The following is a 19,692-nucleotide window of genomic DNA, read 5'->3' as shown; positions in this document are numbered from 1 at the left end:
AGATATGGAAATTTAATCAGATAACAAAGACCATAAACAAAAAAAACGAGCACAAAAAAGGCACGGATTACACGGGTTTCGCGGTTTCCTCAAAAGTTTAAACCGCGTAAATCCGTGTAATCCGTGCCTAATATCTATTACTTGCTACTTGTTTAGAAGAACAAGAAGCGTGTATCTTTTACGTTTGCTTTCAGATACAAATCATTCATCAGACGGCTGGCAAAACGTGCGTGCATGTTAGTCAGCGTAGCTTCTTCTGCTTTTGCGTCGAATGTTTCGTTCAGTTTGTCCTTGCCGTATACCTGCAATACAAATACTCCGGCATTACCTTTGATAGGAGCGCTCAACTGATTCACTTCAGCTGCAGAAGCATAAGCACCTACCAGCGGTTCGCTGCTGCGCAATGCTGATACGTATGCAGGAGCTGCAAAAGTAACCATCTTCAAAGAGTCGCTGACTGCATTAGTCATCTCTTTGTACTGGTTGAATGAAGTTGCATTGGCAGCTTTCATATCAGCCATAATCTTTTCAGCTTTCTTGTCTTTTACGATTTCAGCTCTCAACTGATCCTGTACTGCTTTCAACGGACGATATCCTTCCGGCTTAATGCCTACCAGACCTACTACCATCATGTGATCGCTTTCGCCACATTCGTACAAGCCGGAAACATCACCCGGTTTTGCTTTATCAAACGCCCATCTCAACGCTTCTTTTGTACCTCTTACACCACCGATATTGTGTTCAGAGCTACTCAAATCCATTCTGTCGAGCAATCTGTAACCGGCTTCTTCAGCGTTAGCTACCATCTTTTCTACACTCGGATTAGCTGCGATAAACTGGCTGAAATCATTATAAGCACGGTTGTAAGTTTCTTTGCTGAACTCTACTTCACGTTTGATAACAGCTACTTTATATTTGTCTTTTACAGATTTCTTGTTAGTCACCTGAAGAATTACGTTTGCTTGTCCCATCGGCAAGTTCACCAGTTCGTTCACACCTGCATTGTTGATAGCAGAGATGAATTTCAGGTTATCACCGTCTATCTGTGCACCTTCGTACTGTGCAGAAGTTAGCCAGTTTGCATCACCAGTCTGACCATATTTCTTTGCCAGATCAGCAAAGTTAGCACCACCCTTAATCGCGTTGTAGATACTGTCAGCCAAGGTCTTTGTCTTCAAAGCATCTTCTGCGTATACCTGAATCTGACGGAATTCGACAGAGTCGGCAGCAGCAGCTTTAGCTACAATTTTGAAAGAGTTGATTGTATTGTCGGCACCGTTATAGTAAGGACCATAAATAGTACCTACCGAAGCAGAGTCCAAACGGGCAACTACATCTGACGGGAAAGCTGTTTTGTTATAGAACAAGTCTACATAAGGAGCTTCCGAACCAGTCGAGCGGATGAAAGAAGTATAATCTTCCGTAGTAGTAGCCAACTGTTCAGTAGCTTCGTCCACTTCTTTCTGGATAGCAGCCCTGTCTTCAGCACTTGCAGTCACTTGTACATCAATGTACTTGATGTCACGAGTTTCCTGATATTGCTTAAATTGTTCTTTCTTCTTGTTATACAAGTCTTTCAGTTCCGATTCTTTCACTACGATTGTAGAGTCCACTACAGAAGAGTAAGGAATACCAGCCATCAACACGTTGTACTGGTTCACTCTTGCATCGAAAGCGTCCTGTGCTTCCACCGGATTGGAAAGAAGAGCTTTAGACACCAATGCCTGATACTTTTCTGCCAGACGGCTCTCGATCAGTGTTTTCTGAATGAAAGACCAGTATTTATACATGTTATTGTATTGTTCAGCATACTGTGCCGGCATTTGTGATTCGCTCATCTTGGCATATTCCACGAGGAACTTGTTCAACATATCCTTGTCAAAGTTTCCTGTTTGCGGATTCTGGAAAGGAGTTTGTCTCAACAAAGGATGAACGCCTGCTTTCAGGATGTCCTGGATTTCAGCAGCAGAAACAGTCAGTCCCAATGCTTTTGCTTCTTTTTCGATCAGTTTATTGTTTACGTAGGAACGCCATACTTCATCGCGCACCTGATTGGTTTGTTCGTCATTCAAGGCGGTCACCCCACGCATGAGTTTCACCACTTCGGTATATTCTTCTACCAAATTCTGATACTCTTGAGCGGAAAGAGCGTCTCCGTTCACCTCACCTACGTCATGTGCCTGATGCGGCTGCATCACCTTCCATGCGTCACCCGCAATGAAAGCAAACAGCGCCAAGCCGATAACAATCACCAATAGAGGTCCTTTCGACCTAATGTTTTGTAACGTTGCCATTTTGATTAATACGATTTATGTTTATTATTATTTCTTTCTTTTGTCGTTTTAGCGCACGAAGATACAAAAAATGCTAATATGCATCTATTTATTGGCTAAAAATTTCTTGATTATCGTCATTATTCCAAGACTTTTAATCGCACGAGTTCTATTTTTGTCGCTGTGACCTTAATTATCTTGAATTGATAACGTCCCACCCGCACCACTTCATGCAGCTTCGGAAAACTCTGATATTGGTTCAGAATCAGTCCTCCTACCGTCAGATAATCGTCCGACTCGGGCAAGTCGAGTCCGTACGTCTCATTGACTTTTTCTATTTCCAGGCGGGCGGACAACACATACTCGCGTTCGTCGATCTGCTTGCTGATATAGGAAGTGTTATCGTGTTCGTCTTCTATATCTCCAAAGATTTCTTCAACGAGGTCTTCCAGAGACACGATGCCGGACGTACCGCCAAATTCATCTACCACTACGGCAATCGTTTTCTTTTGCTGCATGAAGAGTTTCATCAGTTTATGAGCGGACATGGTTTCGGGCACAATCGGCACTTGCTTCACATTCTCATGCCAGTTTTTCGGAGCACGAAACATTTCCGACGAATGGATATAACCCACCACATTGTCGATATTTCCATCGTACACAATGATCTTGGAAATTCCGGATTCGATGAAGCGGCTTTTCAACTCGTCCAGTGAAGTTGTCAGATCAACAGCCACCACTTCGGTACGCGGAACGATACAGTCGCGGATTTTTATGTTCGAAAAATCCAAAGCATTCTGAAAGATTTTCACTTCCGTATCCAGTTCCTCCTCATTCTCGGCATTATCAATACTGCTTTGCACGAAGTAGTCCAAGTCGACTTTTCCAAACGCTCTGTCGGATGCATCCTTGTTAATCTTCATTCCAAAGACACGAAGGAATAAACAAGACAAACCGGAAGCCAGTTTGGAAATAGGATATAGAATGACGTAACAAATAATCAGTGGAATGGCAAAAACATTTAAGACCAGATTGGGATTGATTTTGAAGATTGTTTTCGGCAGAAACTCTCCGGTCACCAGAATAATAAGGGTAGAAATAACGGTCTGCGCCAACACCATCAGAAAATGATTATCAATGAATCCCGCCAGCAGATTGTCGCCGATAATCTGTGCCATCAGGATACCATAGATGACCAGGGCGATATTATTTCCCACCAACATGGTAGAGATAAATTCATTCGGGTTCTTGAAGAAGATGGAAAGAATGCGGGACGTAATTCCCCCCTTGCGTTCCATCTCAAAACGCAGTTTGTCTACCGACACAAAGGCAATCTCCATTCCTGAAAAGAAGGCTGAGAAGACCATGGTGATAATTAGAGAGATATAAATATTCATAGTTTATTTCACAGAATCTTTTCGCACTGAATCCGGCAGCGCTTTTGTTTCCGGTTGGGGCGGACCACCTGCTTCCTCATCCACATAGAAAATACCTTCGATATTATGGATGGTATATATGGTCATTTGCTGGTTCGAGTCGAATCCATGCCCTGTAATAATTCTGTCCGGTTGTTGAATACGTATAAACTTGTCGGAATATACCTTTTGGGTAGCTTCGTTCCAGTACAGCAGTTCCGTATTAAAACGCTCTCCTTTCCGGTTCTGTATATCTACGTTCCCTATCAGCTTCCAAAGCCTTTCTTTGTCATAATAGTAGGCAGTATCCGCTTTGATACTGGCTTCTATATGAAAGATAGAGTCGAACTGTTCCAGATATACGCCCTTCTCAAAGGCCCAATAGGATGGTTTCTTACGGTCGTACACCGACCATTCTTCCGTATTCACTCTGTAGCGTGTCACTCCGGAATCGGAGATAAGGGTGGTGACTCCCAATGTTGTCATCATCGGAAGGGAATCACGTTCCGTGATAGCCTCACCCATAGCTTTCTTCTTTCCGCCACAGGAAGATAATAAAAGAAGCATAACAATCACCCCGAAGGTGATTGTTATGCTCATGCTTTTATGCAATAAACGGTTTCTTCGTTTTCGCAACATACATTTATCTAATCGTTGTAGTCTCTCCTATCCAACCGCCGATAGTGATGCGGTCGCCTTGCTTGTAACCTAACATAAATAGGTCTTTAGCTTGCGGAGTATGACCAGAATATCTACCGATCAATTTGTTAGCTTCTTCAGCTACGCTCGGATCCACTTGTTTTGCACGTTGCAGTTTGTCAATCACTGCAAAGTAAGTACATTTGTTCAAAGCAGGTTCGTCGCTCCAGTTGGGACTCATTGCATAAAGATTAGCAATCAGGATGTATGGAGCACCGTAGTTTTCGTTAAAACCAATTGCTTTCTGGCAATATGCTCTTGCTTGAGACAGCTTTTTGGCAGAAGCCAATACTGCTGCGGCAGCGTATGCTTTTTCAGCTTTCTTCACATTGTCTGTTTCCAGGTTCACTGCTTCGTCAAAGAATTTCACAGCACCGTCAATATCACCTTTCTTAAATGCCTGATAAGCACATCCGGTAGCAGCTTCTGCTGTCGGTTCCATCTTATAAGCATAGTAAGATGCTTGCAAATAAGCTTCGCTTTCAGTACATTTCATCATTTTCATGATGTCGATAACTTTCTTCAAGTAAGCCAAGTCAGTCTGGTTAGCTTCTACTTTCGGTCCATAGATGTTTTGCAGTGATTCGCAATCAGCTGTTCCACTGTTTACAAACAAAGCCACTAAGTTATCCTTGATACCCAGCAAAGGTTTCTTCTTTGCTTCGCTGGCTTCAGCAGCAATAGCAGCGTCTACATATTCAGAAGCAGCCAGATAGTCCTGAATGAACTGTTCTTTATGATTCGGATCCGTTTTCAGTTTATCCAAAGACATTTGCAGGAAATAGAAGATAGTCGCACCTGCCGATTCGCCTTTCACAGCATTTACAGACTGACTCAACCATTGATAAGCCTGGTTCACATCAATCTTCGGAGCAAAAGCGATATAATCTACTGCTTTGATACCCAGAGCTTCGTCGGCAGAAGACACTTTTGTACCTTTAGCTAGAAACTCATCTGTGTATTTAATACGCAAGTCATGCGTATTCATCAGTTCATTAAAATATTTCTGATAATCTGCATTATTCCGATCCTTGATTTGTCCCATCAAGCCTTTCAGAATCTTATATCCGTCAGTAAAGGTATAGAAACGAAGCGTCGGACAGTTTTCCAACACAGCTTTCCAAGGAGTATACGCATCTTTAAAATTACCAGCACGCACAGCTTCATGCGAGATACTACTGTTCGAGTTACAGTTAGACGCATCCTGTGCTACCACAGTGGTTGCTCCTGCCGAAAGGAACAACATAGCCACAAGCGTTTTAATTTTCATTGTATCTAAATTTTAGTTGTTATTATATAGTCGTCTATTCTTTCTTACATTCATCTCATTACTCCACTCTGCGTTTGAAGAACCAACGTTCGTTGAACGTCAATCCGATGCTCACGCGGAAGATGTTTTCATTTACAAAAGCCGATTCCTGTCCACTGATACGGACAAATTGTCCGCTGATGCTAAGAATGGAACGGGAACGAGGCACAGGCAGACCGAAACCGGCAGTTACGCCATATTCACGGGTAGCCTCTTTGCCGCCGATCTTATAATACGGAGTCGTATAATAAGCTCCCAGACGGTATTTAATATGGGATAAATAGGAACGTCCCATCAAATTAGGAATGTATTCCGCACCCACTGATATTTTATGACGATCGCAATACGTATATGTTTCATTAAAATCCTCACGTACAGCTTCATCTGATGTATTTACGTCAAATTTCGTTTTTGACCATTGTTGCAAACTATAATCCAGACCAACAGTCAGGCGTTTGTCATAGTTATATGTAAATCCGGCGCCAAATGTATTAGGAACTTCAAACGTTGCATCCGGTTTCAATGTTGTAGTAGAAACCGCTGTACCCGTAGAATTTGAAACCATTTGTGTCGTTACACTATAGTCATTACCCAGTTTCAACTTCGGAGAATATATAGCTCCAATTGTCACTGAATGTTTTTTATTAATATCGAATGTATATTGTGCTCCAAAATCAAGTTTATAGCTCGACACTGACGCAACCGACTGGTGATTATAATTATAAGCACCTGATACACTTGGGAAATAAAGGACACGTGTCCGATTAATATCTCCCCAGAAATAAGAAGCATTCACACCTACCGAAAGGTTTTTGAGCACTTTCACTCCCACTCCGGCATATAATTGATGCAAACCTCCATCTCCGGTATAGCTTCTGGCATAATCAGCCGTATTACCGGTAGTAGGATCTGTTGCAGCCTGTGTATCCGACACTGAATATCCCACATTGGAGAACGGCAATAATCCGATACTCATCGCTATCCTCGGATGCAAACGAAATTGCATAGCCAGATAGTCAAAACTGGAGTTTTTAGCGTTCAGTTTCACACCGCTACCGCTAATATTCATATTTTGCAGACTGACACCTCCTTCAAAGAGGAATGTCAATGAGTCAATGGCTGTATACGAAGCAGGATTCAGCGGATTGATCTGTGCTCCATCCCGAAGTCCAAAAGCAATTCCCCCCATCGCCCTGCTGTTACCGAAACTCTGATCGGACAAGTCGCCATAGCCATATCGTGTATAAGGAGAGTTTGTATTATTTTGAGCGATTGCCGTTCCGGTAACCATCGTGAGCAAAAGCGCACAAAGTGTGTGTTTAAATCCTACCATTATTATAGTTTAAAATTCTATTTAATCCTTTCAACACTAAAAATCTATCTGCAAAGATGATACTTTTTACGCTGCTATCAAAAGAAAAATCATCTCCACCCGTTAAAAAAACCAAAAGTTCAGGATATTTATGCTTCATAGACTCAATATAACCTGAAATTTCGTATTCCATCCCTTTCATCACTCCGGCACGTATAGCCGTTTCGGTGTCCCGTCCCATCGGGAGTTTGCGCCCGTTGGTGTCTACCAGAGGCAAACGTCCTGTAAACTGATGAAGTGCTTTGAAACGCATCTGCATACCGGGAGAAATATTACCGCCATGATACTGACCTTTTGAGTCAATAAACTCATAAGTAATGCAAGTTCCCGCATCAATCACCAATATATCCCGATGAGGAAACTGCTCATTAGCACCCACTACGGCAGCCATACGATCATATCCCAATGTTTCGGGAGTTTCGTACAGGTTGACAACCGGAAGCGGAGTCTGATGATTGAGCCAGAGCAAAGGAAACGGCAAAGCGGCCAAATCAGCTAAAACCTTTTCGTTTAGATCAATGACAGTAGCCACAATCCCCTGTTCAACCGGATATTGAGAACAAAGAGCTTTCAAGCAACCCAGCGACTGATTGGATTCAGCTACTACATCCACCATTTCTCCGCCGTCGAAGAAAGCAATCTTTGCCTTTGTATTTCCTATGTCGATTATTAAATTCAAATCTTTTGGTTCTTTAGCGGGCGCAAAGGTAAAGTAAAAAAAGAAAAGTTGAAGCATAGAAGAGGAATTATCTTCTTTTTTCATTTTAGAAATCCCCAAAAACAAAAAAATCGAACTATCTATTTTTAAATAGATCAATTATCTTTTATTGTTTATTATGTATTCCACTTTGCGTTCGGCAGTCTTTTTTTATTACATCATAAACAACTAATAAGCAACAGATTACAAGAAAAAAACAGCGTTCCAAAAAGTGTTCCACTATTTTGTAACCGATTTTCCGTTCAAGCAGAAACATTATTTCACCCAAACAGAGGCTCCATTTAAAGAAAACAGCGCCTCTGTTTAAGCCATATAGAGCCTTTATTCTGATAAAATAGAGGCTCCGTTTTCCCGAATCCAACTATTCTTTCTATATTTGCCACCGAAATAAAACGAACCAGCTAATGAAACGGTTTTTCTCATACATCATCCTCTCCTTCTTCCTGTTGCTTCTGCCCACCGGACAAGCATCTGCCAACAACAACGACTCCATCCGTTTGAGTCTGTTGACTTGTGCCCCCGGAGAGGAAATATATTCCCTATTCGGACACACTGCCATCCGTTACGAAAATCCTTCACAAGGGATTGACGTTGTATTCAACTACGGACTGTTCAGTTTCAACACTCCCAACTTCATCTTCCGCTTCTCGCTCGGAGAAACAGACTACCAACTGGGAGCAACGGATTATGAACGTTTTGCAGCTGAATACGCATTTTTCGGACGCAGCGTATGGCAGCAAACGCTCAATCTGACCGATGAAGAAAAGACTGAACTGATCCGGTTATTACAAGAAAACTATCGTCCGGAAAACCGGGTATACCGTTATAATTTCTTTTACGACAATTGTGCTACCCGCCCCCGGGACAAGATAGAAGAAAGCATTGCAGGAAAAGTGATTTATCCCGCAGAACCACAGGATGGCTCCCTCACTTTCCGCGACATTGTACATCAGTATTGCAAAGGACATCCGTGGGCACGTTTCGGCATTGATCTCTGTATCGGAAGTGAAGCCGACCAGCCCATCACACAACGTCAGATGATGTTTGCCCCTTTCTACCTGATGGATGCTTTCGACGGTGCACAAATTAAAAGCGATTCTATCCAGCGTCCACTCATAACGGCCAACGAGCTGGTAGTCGATGCCACTCCCGAACCGGATGAAAGCGGCTGGATGCCTACTCCGCTTCAATGCACCTTACTCTTATTTATATTGACAACCGCCGCCACAATCTATGGAATCCGCCGGAGAACCGGATTATGGGGAATCGACCTCTTCCTTTTTGGTATAGCAGGTATTGTGGGATGCGTCCTTGCATTTCTCGCACTCTTCTCCCAACACCCGGCAGTCAACTCTAATTTCCTATTACTGGTATTCCATCCGGGGCAACTTCTTTTCTTGCCATACATTATATATTGTGTCCGAAAAGGGAAGAAATGTTGGTATTTAACCCTGAATCTGGCGGTTTTAACACTTTTTATAGTGCTTTTTCCGGTAATTCCGCAAAGATTTGACTTTGCTGTTGTACCTTTGGCACTCGTTTTGCTGATACGTTCAGCGAGCAATCTGATTGTGACATCTAAAAAGAAATAATGAAAGGACTACTAACTTCCCTCATCACCGTACTGACTTTCACCGGGCTACAAGCCCAGTCACTACCTGCCGCCCCTAAATTAGTGGTAGGGCTGACGATTGACCAATTACGTACGGACTATCTGGAAGCTTTTTCGTCACTCTACGGTGAGAAAGGCTTCAAACGTCTTTGGAAAGAGGGAAGAGTGTTCCATAATGCCGAATATACCTTCTGCGGTATAGACCGCGCTTCTGCCATAGCGGCTATTTATAGCGGTACGACGCCTTCCATGAACGGAATTATTTCTCAACGCTGGATGGATGCCTCTACCCTTCGCCCCGTCAACAGCACAGACGACACGGCATTTATGGGGTATTACACCGACCAGACTGTCGCCCCCACCAAACTTCTGACTTCAACCATTGCCGACGAGCTGAAAATAGCGACACAAGGCAAAGGACTCGTATATGCCATTGCACCTGATTGCGATGCCGCACTTTTTGCAGCCGGACATGCCGGAAACGCTGCTTTTTGGCTCAATCCCAACACCGGAAAATGGAGTGGAACCACCTATTATGGAGAGTTTCCGTGGTGGGCAAGCCAATATAACGACCGTCAAGCGATCGATTTCCGTATTGCCGGTATGACATGGGAACCCATATTTCCCCGGGGCATGTACACTTTCCTGCCAGATTGGCGGGATATGCTCTTCAAATATAAATTCGATGATGACCGCAGTAATAAATACCGCCGCTTCATCGCCAGCCCTTTTGTGAATGATGAAGTGAATGCGCTTGCCGAAGAAGCATTGAACAAAAGCTCCATCGGCATGGATGACATTACTGACTTATTGGCACTCACTTATTATGCTGGAAACTATGCGCACAAATCCGTACAGGAATGTGCTATGGAAATACAAGACACCTACGTGCGTCTTGACCGCAGCATTGCCGACCTGCTCGAAGTTCTTGATAAGAAAGTAGGACTGCAAAATGTACTTATTTTCGTCACTTCCACCGGATATATAGACAGCGAATCGCCTGATTCGGGATTGTACAAAGTGCCCGGCGGAGAGTTTTACCTCAACCGTTGTGCGGCTCTATTGAATATGTACCTGATGGCTACGTATGGCGAAGGAAAGTATGTGGAAGCTCACCATAACCAGCAGATTTATCTGAATCATAAGTTATTGGAAAAGAAAGAACTGAATCTGGCAGAGATCCAACAAAAGTCAGCAGAATTCCTGATGCAGTTCAGCGGAGTGAACGAAGCCTATTCGGCTAACCGGCTATTGCTGGGTTCATGGACTCCGGAAATCTACAAAATACGTAACGGCTACCACCGCAAACGTTCGGGTGACCTCGTAATCGATGTCCTCCCCGGATGGACTATCGTCAACGAAAACGGCGGCGACAACAAGGTGGTACGTCATTCCTATATTCCCTCACCGCTGATTTTCATGGGACATTCCGTGAAACCGGCCATTATCCAGACACCTGTAACCATCGACCATATTGCGCCTACACTGGCACATTTTATGCGCATCCGGGCTCCCAACGCCTGTACTTCTGCTCCTATTACCGACCTGCGGTAAAAATTTACTCACAAAAACAGGGAGCAAAACATAAATAAATCAGCATTTTAATGTAACTTTGCGGAGGTTTCTTGATATAAAGATTCCCCAACGCAGATTAACGCAGATTTACGCGGATTAAAAAAAATCCAATTTAATCTTTCCTTTAATCTGCGTAAATCGGCGTTAATCCGCGTTGAAATTGAAATAAATAATAAACTAAATAATATAACATGGGATTTAATGAATTTTTAAGCTCGGTTTTCGGAAACAAATCCACACGAGACATGAAAGAAATCAAGCCCTGGGTGGAAAAGATCAAAGCTGCTTACCCGGAGATTGAAAAACTAGACAACGACGCCCTCCGTGCCAAAACGGAAGAACTCAAAAAATATATCCATGAATCGGCTACTGCTGAACGTGCGAAGGTGGAAGAGTTGAAGGCAAGCATTGAAACTCTCGAACTGGAAGACCGCGAAGAAGTCTTCGCACAAATCGATAAGACAGAAAAAGAAATTCTGGAAAAATATGAAAAAGCACTGGACGAAGTACTGCCTGTTGCTTTTTCTATCGTAAAGGCTACTGCCAAACGTTTTACAGAAAATGAAGAAATCGTTGTAACGGCTACCGACTTCGACCGTCAACTAGCTGCTACAAAAGATTTCGTACGCATCGAAGGCGACAAGGCCATCTATCAGAATCACTGGGTAGCCGGTGGTAACGATACATTGTGGAACATGGTTCACTACGATGTACAGCTCTTTGGTGGTGTCGTTCTGCATAAAGGTAAGATTGCGGAAATGGCAACCGGTGAAGGTAAAACATTGGTGGCTACACTCCCGGTATTCCTCAACGCATTGACCGGAAACGGCGTACACGTAGTTACCGTGAATGATTACCTCGCCAAACGTGACTCCGAATGGATGGGTCCTCTTTACATGTTCCACGGTTTAAGCGTAGATTGTATCGACCGTCATCAGCCGAACTCCGACGCACGTCGTCAGGCGTATCTGGCGGATATTACTTTCGGTACAAACAACGAATTCGGTTTCGACTATCTGCGTGACAACATGGCTATCAGCCCGAAAGACCTTGTACAACGTCAGCACAATTATGCCATCGTCGATGAGGTCGACTCGGTATTGATTGACGACGCACGTACTCCGTTGATTATCTCCGGTCCTGTACCTAAAGGCGATGACCAGTTGTTCGAGCAACTCCGTCCGCTAGTGGAACGTCTGGTAGAAGCACAAAAGGTACTGGCTACCAAATATCTTTCCGAAGCAAAAAAACTGATCGCATCCAACGATAAGAAAGAGGTGGAAGAAGGATTCCTCGCTCTATACCGCAGTCATAAAGCATTGCCGAAAAACAAACCGTTGATTAAGTTCCTTAGTGAACAGGGGATCAAGGCAGGTATGCTCAAGACGGAAGAGATCTACATGGAACAGAACAACAAGCGTATGCATGAAGTGACTGATCCGCTGTACTTCGTAATTGACGAAAAACTAAATAGCGTAGACCTGACTGATAAGGGTGTAGACCTGATTACCGGTAACTCTGAAGACCCGACATTGTTCGTGCTTCCGGATATCGCCGGACAACTTTCAGAATTGGAAAACCTGAATCTGACCAACGAGCAACTGCTTGAAAAGAAGGATGAGTTATTGACTAACTATGCCATCAAATCGGAACGTGTACACACCATCAATCAGCTGTTGAAGGCTTACACGATGTTCGAAAAAGACGATGAATACGTAGTAATCGACGGTCAGGTGAAGATTGTAGACGAACAGACCGGTCGTATTATGGAAGGTCGTCGTTACTCTGACGGATTGCACCAGGCTATCGAAGCTAAGGAACGTGTGAAAGTGGAAGCTGCTACACAGACCTTCGCTACCATTACTTTGCAGAACTACTTCCGTATGTATCACAAACTGTCCGGTATGACCGGTACTGCTGAAACGGAAGCAGGCGAACTTTGGGATATCTACAAATTGGACGTAGTCGTGATCCCGACCAACCGTCCGATTGCAAGAAAGGATATGAACGACCGCGTTTACAAGACGAAACGCGAAAAGTATAAAGCTGTTATCGAGGAAATCGAAAAATTGGTTCAAGCAGGACGTCCGGTATTGGTGGGTACTACTTCGGTAGAAATCTCCGAAATGTTGAGCAAGATGCTTACCATGCGTAAGATTGAGCACAAGGTATTGAACGCCAAACTGCACCAGAAAGAAGCGGACATCGTTGCTACCGCCGGTTTAAGCGGAACAGTAACCATTGCTACCAATATGGCTGGTCGTGGTACCGACATCAAGTTAAGTCCGGAAGTGAAGGCTGCGGGCGGTTTGGCAATTATCGGTACGGAACGTCACGAATCCCGTCGTGTAGACCGCCAGTTGCGTGGTCGTGCAGGACGTCAGGGTGACCCGGGTTCTTCTGTATTCTTCGTATCACTGGAAGACGATTTGATGCGTCTGTTCTCTTCTGACCGTATTGCCAGCGTAATGGACAAACTTGGTTTCCAGGAAGGCGAAATGATCGAGCACAAGATGATTTCCAATTCTATCGAACGTGCACAGAAGAAAGTGGAAGAAAACAACTTCGGTATTCGTAAACGTCTGTTGGAATATGACGACGTAATGAACAAGCAACGTACAGTGGTTTACACCAAACGTCGCCACGCTTTGATGGGTGAACGTATCGGTATGGACATCGTGAACATGATCTGGGACCGTTGTGCCAATGCTATCGAAAACAATGATTATGAAGGCTGCCAAATGGAACTGCTTCAGACATTAGCAATGGAAACTCCGTTCACTGAAGAAGAATTCCGTAACGAGAAAAAAGAAAAGTTGGCCGAAAAGACTTTCAACATTGCGATGGATAACTTCAAACGCAAAACTGAACGTCTGGCACAGATCGCTAACCCGGTTATCAAACAGGTATATGAAAACCAGGGACACATGTACGAAAACATCCTGATTCCTATTACAGACGGTAAACGGATGTATAATATCTCTTGTAACCTGAAAGCGGCTTACGAATCGGAATCTAAAGAAGTGGTGAAGTCGTTCGAGAAATCAATCTTGCTCCACGTAATCGACGAAGCATGGAAAGAAAACTTGCGCGAACTGGACGAACTGAAACATTCCGTACAGAATGCAAGCTACGAGCAGAAAGACCCGCTATTGATTTATAAACTGGAATCTGTGACTTTGTTTGACGCTATGGTGAACAAGATCAATAACCAGACTATATCTATTTTGATGCGTGGACAAATTCCTGTACAGGAAGCTCCGGATGAATCAGCTGCACGCCGTGTAGAAGTGCGTCAGGCTGCTCCTGAACAACGCCAGGATATGAGCAAGTATCGCGAAAACAAAGAAAATTTGAGTGATCCGAACCAGCAGGCTGCTGCAAGTCAGGATACTCGTGAACAGCAGAAACGTGAACCGATTCGTGCAGAGAAGACAGTAGGTCGTAACGATCCTTGTCCATGCGGAAGCGGGAAAAAGTATAAAAACTGCCACGGAAAGAACCTTTGATTAATTAATAATTAAAAATTAAAGGTTGGAAATTGTAGGGTAATGTGCTTTATGGCATAGTCTCTCTATATTCAACTTATAAAAGAAAGTCTCAAACGGTTAAAAACTGTTTGAGACTTTCTTTTATTCTTCCAAAGTTGTACTTTTGTTCAAATTACTAAATAGAACAAAACTATGGCAAAATCTTATTCACTGGTTTTCATCGTTTTATTCCTGCTGACTCTGGGTAGCTGTCAGAGTCTGGAACAGATCCCCATTGATTATCTGCAACCTGCCGACTTGAGCTTTCCTCCGCAACTCCGAAAAGTAGCTATTGTGAATAACACCAGCGACGCCCCGGATAATAAACTGATAACAGAGACTGAAAAAATTAAAGAAGGTACACCATTGATAAGTCGTGCAACAGCTTATGCCAATGGAGATCCTAAGACAGCCACTGAATCATTGGCAGAAGAAATAGCACAGCAGAACTACTTCGATGAGGTGGTTATCTGTGATTCTGCCTTACGCGCCAATGATAAACTGGCCCGCGAAAGTACATTGAGCCAAGAGGAAGTGCGTCAACTGGCTTCTAACTTGGGAGTGGACTTTATTATTGCGCTGGAAAACCTGCAACTCAAAGCAACAAAGACTGTCCGCTATCTGGATGAGTTCAACTGCTTTCAAGGAGCAGTAGACGTGAAAGTTTATCCCACGGTGAAAGTTTATCTTCCCGAACGCAGCAGACCGATGACTACGCTCCATCCTAATGATAGCATTTTTTGGGAAGAGTTTGGAGGTACAGCCATAGAAGCCGCCACTCGCATGATTCCCGACAAGCAGATGCTGGAAGAAGCGGCAGCATTCGCAGGAACGGTTCCGGTGAAAAATATTGTCCCTATTTGGAAAAAAGGAACACGGTATCTTTATACTGGTGGTTCGGTTCCTATGCGTGACGCTGCCATTTATGTACGCGAAAATTCATGGGACGACGCATACGAACTTTGGCGTCAGGCTTTCGAAGGTACCAAGAACCAAAAGAAAAAAATGCGGGCAGCTCTCAACATTGCTGTTTACTACGAAATGAAAGATAGTTTGGCTAAAGCAGAAGAATGGGCAGAAAAGGCACAACAACTAGCTAAAAAAATAGATAAAAAGAACATCACAGATAGCCCTCAAGCTACCATTGATGATGTGCCGAATTATTATCTTACTACTTTGTATTTAGCTGAACTAAAGGAGAGAAATGCTCAATTACCCAAGTTAAAATTGCAAATGAGCCGATTTAATGATGATTTTTAAGGAAATTGTGTATCAAATCTTATTTTTTTTATACCTTTGAACTTATAAAAAGAAGGAACCCATGAAATTGAGCCAACAATCATTATCTATTATCGAATCGGCTATCCAAAAGGCAGTCGCTAAATATGTATGTAGCTGTGAACAAACAGTTGTAACCGATATCCATCTCCAACCGGATCAGGCATCGGGACAACTTAATATTTACAACGATGATGATGAAGAACTGGCAAACATCATGATCGAAGAATGGGCTACTTATGAAGGGGATGATTTCCTTGAAAACGTGGAACCTTCTCTTCGCAACATTCTTTGCAGAATGAAGGATGCCGGAGATTTCGACAAAGTGACTATTCTGAAACCTTATTCTTTCGTTTTGGTAGATGAAGAGAAAGAAACCGTAGCAGAATTGCTGTTGATTGACGACGATACCATACTGGTGAATGATGAATTGCTGAAAGGGTTGGATAAGGAGTTGGACGACTTCTTAAAGGATTTGTTGGAAAAATAAAGAAGAATTGTTGGAGAAATAAGATATCGTTCTTTTTGAATAGAGATCGTTCAAGATCCACATATAAAAAGATAATCGGAAGCAATCAGGATATGTCCTTTATTGCTTCCGATTATTTTATATATATTCCCTATTGATTATTTGTTGTATTTGATTGAGATATTAGCAAGTCTAAGCGGCATGAAGCTGGATACCCCTGCCGGGAGTCTGACCGGTCGCAATCTGATGCAAATATTATCACGGTTCAATAAGGCATCCGGCAACTTAAAGTCATAGACTTTATAACCAGGAATGTTCTTCTCCGTCTGTCCACCTGCAGCCGTTCTATCAAACTGTCCCAGAATGGTAAACTCTGAATTATCTACTTTAATCCATTCACCATTCATCGAATAAGCATATTCAACCACTGCAACAGGGCCACCTCCCCAACTTGCATTCATTTCAACCTGAAGAGACAAGGATGTAGAAATACCTACTGTCGATATTTTGTCTACGTAGAAATATGAACTTGTAGACCACGGTTTACTATTAAAAGCACCGCCTCGCATACGACCATAGTATCCATCGGTCGTGTTAAGGTTAACATCTCCTCTGAAATCATCCTGGAATCCCAGAATGTAGTCTGCATAGGTTTGCTGGAAATATTTATTTCCGTCTTTGCTAAGAAGAGCATTCGCCTGCGATGCCTCGCCACCCGTAGGATGGTAATCCGTAAAAGTAGAAGAGCCTATTTCTTTCCAATCGGGTACATTACAATCCCATTCTACAAGCACATCAGTGATCTCGTTTATATCACTGATGTTAATATCTTCTCTGTTAAGCGGAAGAATACATAACCGGCTTTCAGAGATGTCGAAATTTGTAAGTTTCACTTTCGCCACCATTCCTGTTATGCTTCCCGAACCTTTAGGAAGTGTTTCGTGAGCATAAGGAGCTTCAAACGCAGTAAGCATATATGTATTAGAACCGTTTTTATCTCTTATACAGGTCGGATAGTATCTGTAATATGCAGGGAACTTTTCTACCCAATAGTTTTTATTAATCTTACGATCGGCAGCTCCCGGGTCAGTAGTCTTGAAATTAGTGAATGCACCTACCGGAGATGCAATCTCGACATCTTTCAGGGTCACAAGACTAAATACCATATTATCCGTAAGTTCAGCAATCGTTCTTTCAGGAATTGTGAAGGTAGAAAGTTCCGAGCTGATTACGTGGGCAGCAGTGATACCGCTAATCAGTCTATAAGTAAAGCTACCCTCTGATTCTTCTCTTATCATTCCATCTTTCAGACACAATGACACTTTGGCAAATTGTGCAAACGTAATTAAAGATTCGGACTCAAACACAACTGTCTCTCCTGCCTCATTCTGAATGACATAGCGATTGCTCGGGAAGTTCTTCGAAGTGCCATTGGCTACGATGGTTCCTTCAACATATACATTGTTAGTAATTCCACCGACAGCATAACCATGTACGGTTGGATAACTGACAAGTTCCGCATTCGCATATTCAGAATATGCTTGCGAGAGATTAATGGTAGCCGTGACCTTACGCTGGTACTGATCGTCATAACTCAACACAATACTTCCTGTACGGGGTGATTGCGAATTTGTTTCCGTATTAAAATAAAGCTTTCCATCACTTATCCTATACTCCTGCACCCAGTTCACCGTTGGCGTAATAACGATATCCGTTTCGGGCACATTGGTAGAGATTTCCATTTCATATTCACCTCCTTTAGTAAACAGCTCCATCTTATCACTGGCAGGAACAATAAATGGATAACGGGATAATTGTTTTATCTTGATTACATCCGCAGTCTTACCATCTTTCGTAAACACACGAATATCACAGAAACGTTCGGAATCACTGATATTCTCATCATAAGTCACAGTGAAATAAGTTCTTGATGACTGGGCTCCACGTATATCCGTAGAGAACCAGGTTGATTCTACAAAATCAATTCGCCACTCGGTATTGGACTTCACCTCCACCTGAACCGGATCACCTTCCGCCTGAAGAATAATCTCATTATTTGTTATTTCCAATATACCGGCTTCATGTTCGTCAGAGCATGACGGAAACATTATGATTGCCATCACAGCCAGAAAAGCTGTCCAGACTATTGAATCTTTAATTTTCATGTTCATCAATTATTAGATTTAATCTCACCTGTTTTATATAGTATCTCATAAGCTTCATTCCGATCATTTAATACAAAGATCTGAAACTTCTCTCCACCCGGATAAACACGCGTAACAACATGTCCGGCAGGCTTTATCTTCAAGCCGTCTTCACCCAGTCTGCTCCTGTTACTGTCTACCATACCGGCAGCAAAAACCGACCGTTCACCAGGATAAAGAGTTTGAGACAGCATCCGGCTCAACGTTGCCGGTTGAGGGTGATAGTAATCCCATACGGGAATTACATAGACTTGTGGTTTCACTTGGGAAATGTAGGTATCGCACATAGCATCAGAATAAGCGTGATGATTGGCAACAACCACATCCGTCTCACCGAGCAATCTGGCTACCGGCGTTTCTATATCAAACCATTCCGGTGCTTTTTCTACGCCTAGAATATCTCCTGCGGAGAAATAATCAAAATTACCGTATGTGATACGAATTCCACAACTGCAACGGTTTTCGTTCAACTGTTCACTTGAAGAGGCTGTAGAAGGCACAAGCTCTTTGGCTGTTGTTCCGCTACCTGTCCAAATTTTACCATTACCCACGATATTACGTACTTCGAATGTAGGATAAGAGCCCGGATCTTTCAAGAGTTTGATCTGACTATTGCTTCCTATTACAAATCCCTCATTCTTTTTACCTTCCCTGTCACGAGCGGCAACATATAATTTATAGTTTGAGATATGAGCACCAGAGACTTTAGCTGCTGTCGGATAATCATAAGTAGGATAACCACGATCTATCAAAGTGGAAATATTGAGAAGATTACCAACATGAGTGATTCCGGTAAGTTTGTAATCCAGTCCTACTTTTTCGATTGCCAGTTTTCCATTCTGTCCGATATGGTCCGTATCAAAGTGAGTGAGCAAGGCATAATCAAGTGCTCCGTTATTTTTTAATGGCAATGAGAAATGTTTTATATATTGAGCAATCCATTCGGCAGGCCGCTTAGAATCATTAGGCACTGCTTTCATAATTTCCTGTGTGCCTGAATGTACTCCTAAATCTCCTGCATCCAATAACATGGTAGTCCCATCCGGAAAAATAAGATAGGCTGCATTACCTCTTCCGGTACTAATCTGATGAATATCCAAATAACCTGCCTGCCACTCCGGAAGGTATTCATACACTTTATCTACTGCATCATCAGGAAAAGGCTTTTCTTGTTGGCAACTTGCGAATGTAGGCAGCAACATGATGGCTCCTAAAAAAAATATCTTGCTATTCATTAT

The 19,692-nt window shown here is 42.9% G+C and carries 13 protein-coding genes; 5 read left to right on the top strand and 8 right to left on the bottom strand.

The window, feature by feature from the left end:
• Positions 1-152 precede the first annotated feature (152 nt).
• The 6 genes from N5O98_RS17470 to N5O98_RS17445 all read right to left on the bottom strand — a co-directional run bounded on the left by N5O98_RS17470 (position 153) and on the right by N5O98_RS17445 (position 7,804).
• Entirely contained in the window at positions 153-2,294 is a 2,142-nt protein-coding gene (locus tag N5O98_RS17470) for a peptidylprolyl isomerase (protein ID WP_004309807.1), read from the bottom strand.
• Between the two features lie 119 nt (positions 2,295-2,413).
• Positions 2,414-3,670, bottom strand: coding sequence for a hemolysin family protein (locus N5O98_RS17465; RefSeq protein WP_004309808.1), 1,257 nt, complete (start codon positions 3,668-3,670; stop codon positions 2,414-2,416).
• Between the two features lie 3 nt (positions 3,671-3,673).
• On the bottom strand, positions 3,674-4,288 hold the full coding sequence (gene lptC / locus N5O98_RS17460) for an LPS export ABC transporter periplasmic protein LptC (RefSeq protein ID WP_004304659.1): 615 nt from the start codon (positions 4,286-4,288) through the stop codon (positions 3,674-3,676).
• Between the two features lie 43 nt (positions 4,289-4,331).
• Positions 4,332-5,657 carry a hypothetical protein gene (locus N5O98_RS17455; protein WP_004325020.1) on the bottom strand — a complete coding sequence of 442 codons (1,326 nt, stop codon included), beginning with the start codon at positions 5,655-5,657 and terminating at the stop codon, positions 4,332-4,334.
• Between the two features lie 58 nt (positions 5,658-5,715).
• Entirely contained in the window at positions 5,716-7,029 is a 1,314-nt protein-coding gene (locus tag N5O98_RS17450) for an OmpP1/FadL family transporter (protein WP_004309811.1), read from the bottom strand.
• Entirely contained in the window at positions 7,016-7,804 is a 789-nt protein-coding gene (locus N5O98_RS17445; RefSeq protein WP_008020984.1) for a type III pantothenate kinase, read from the bottom strand. The genes N5O98_RS17450 and N5O98_RS17445 overlap by 14 nt, the downstream gene beginning before the upstream one ends.
• A 386-nt stretch (positions 7,805-8,190) precedes the next feature.
• On the opposite strand from N5O98_RS17445, the gene lnb reads away from it, so the two are divergent.
• From lnb to N5O98_RS17420, 5 genes are all read left to right on the top strand, one after another.
• Positions 8,191-9,378 (top strand): lipoprotein N-acyltransferase Lnb, encoded by a 1,188-nt coding sequence (gene lnb, locus N5O98_RS17440; protein ID WP_004309813.1) that lies wholly within the window; start codon positions 8,191-8,193, stop codon positions 9,376-9,378.
• Complete coding sequence (locus tag N5O98_RS17435; protein WP_004301873.1) at positions 9,378-10,952, top strand: alkaline phosphatase family protein; 1,575 nt, start codon at positions 9,378-9,380, stop codon at positions 10,950-10,952. Before lnb ends, N5O98_RS17435 begins: the two co-directional genes overlap by 1 nt.
• Before the next feature lie 212 nt (positions 10,953-11,164).
• Positions 11,165-14,482, top strand: coding sequence for a preprotein translocase subunit SecA (gene secA / locus N5O98_RS17430; RefSeq protein ID WP_004309814.1), 3,318 nt, complete (start codon positions 11,165-11,167; stop codon positions 14,480-14,482).
• Between the two features lie 174 nt (positions 14,483-14,656).
• On the top strand, positions 14,657-15,763 hold the full coding sequence (locus N5O98_RS17425; protein WP_004304650.1) for a DUF6340 family protein: 1,107 nt from the start codon (positions 14,657-14,659) through the stop codon (positions 15,761-15,763).
• Between the two features lie 61 nt (positions 15,764-15,824).
• Positions 15,825-16,271, top strand: coding sequence for a hypothetical protein (locus N5O98_RS17420; protein WP_004301870.1), 447 nt, complete (start codon positions 15,825-15,827; stop codon positions 16,269-16,271).
• A 137-nt stretch (positions 16,272-16,408) separates the two neighbouring features.
• Here the strand turns inward: N5O98_RS17420 and N5O98_RS17415 are convergent, their stop codons facing one another.
• Positions 16,409-18,421: a DUF5689 domain-containing protein gene (locus N5O98_RS17415; protein ID WP_004304649.1), complete on the bottom strand. Its 2,013-nt coding sequence runs from the start codon at positions 18,419-18,421 to the stop codon at positions 16,409-16,411.
• The gene (locus N5O98_RS17410) at positions 18,421-19,689 is read right to left on the bottom strand and encodes a ComEC/Rec2 family competence protein (RefSeq protein WP_004304648.1); all 1,269 of its coding nucleotides are present in this window, start codon (positions 19,687-19,689) and stop codon (positions 18,421-18,423) included. Before N5O98_RS17410 ends, N5O98_RS17415 begins: the two co-directional genes overlap by 1 nt.
• Positions 19,690-19,692 lie beyond the last annotated feature (3 nt).

Origin of the sequence: Bacteroides sp. LFL-34, assembly GCF_027257075.1 — a bacterium.
Lineage (GTDB): Bacteria > Bacteroidota > Bacteroidia > Bacteroidales > Bacteroidaceae > Bacteroides > Bacteroides ovatus.
This window is presented reverse-complemented; position numbering and strand designations above follow the sequence as displayed.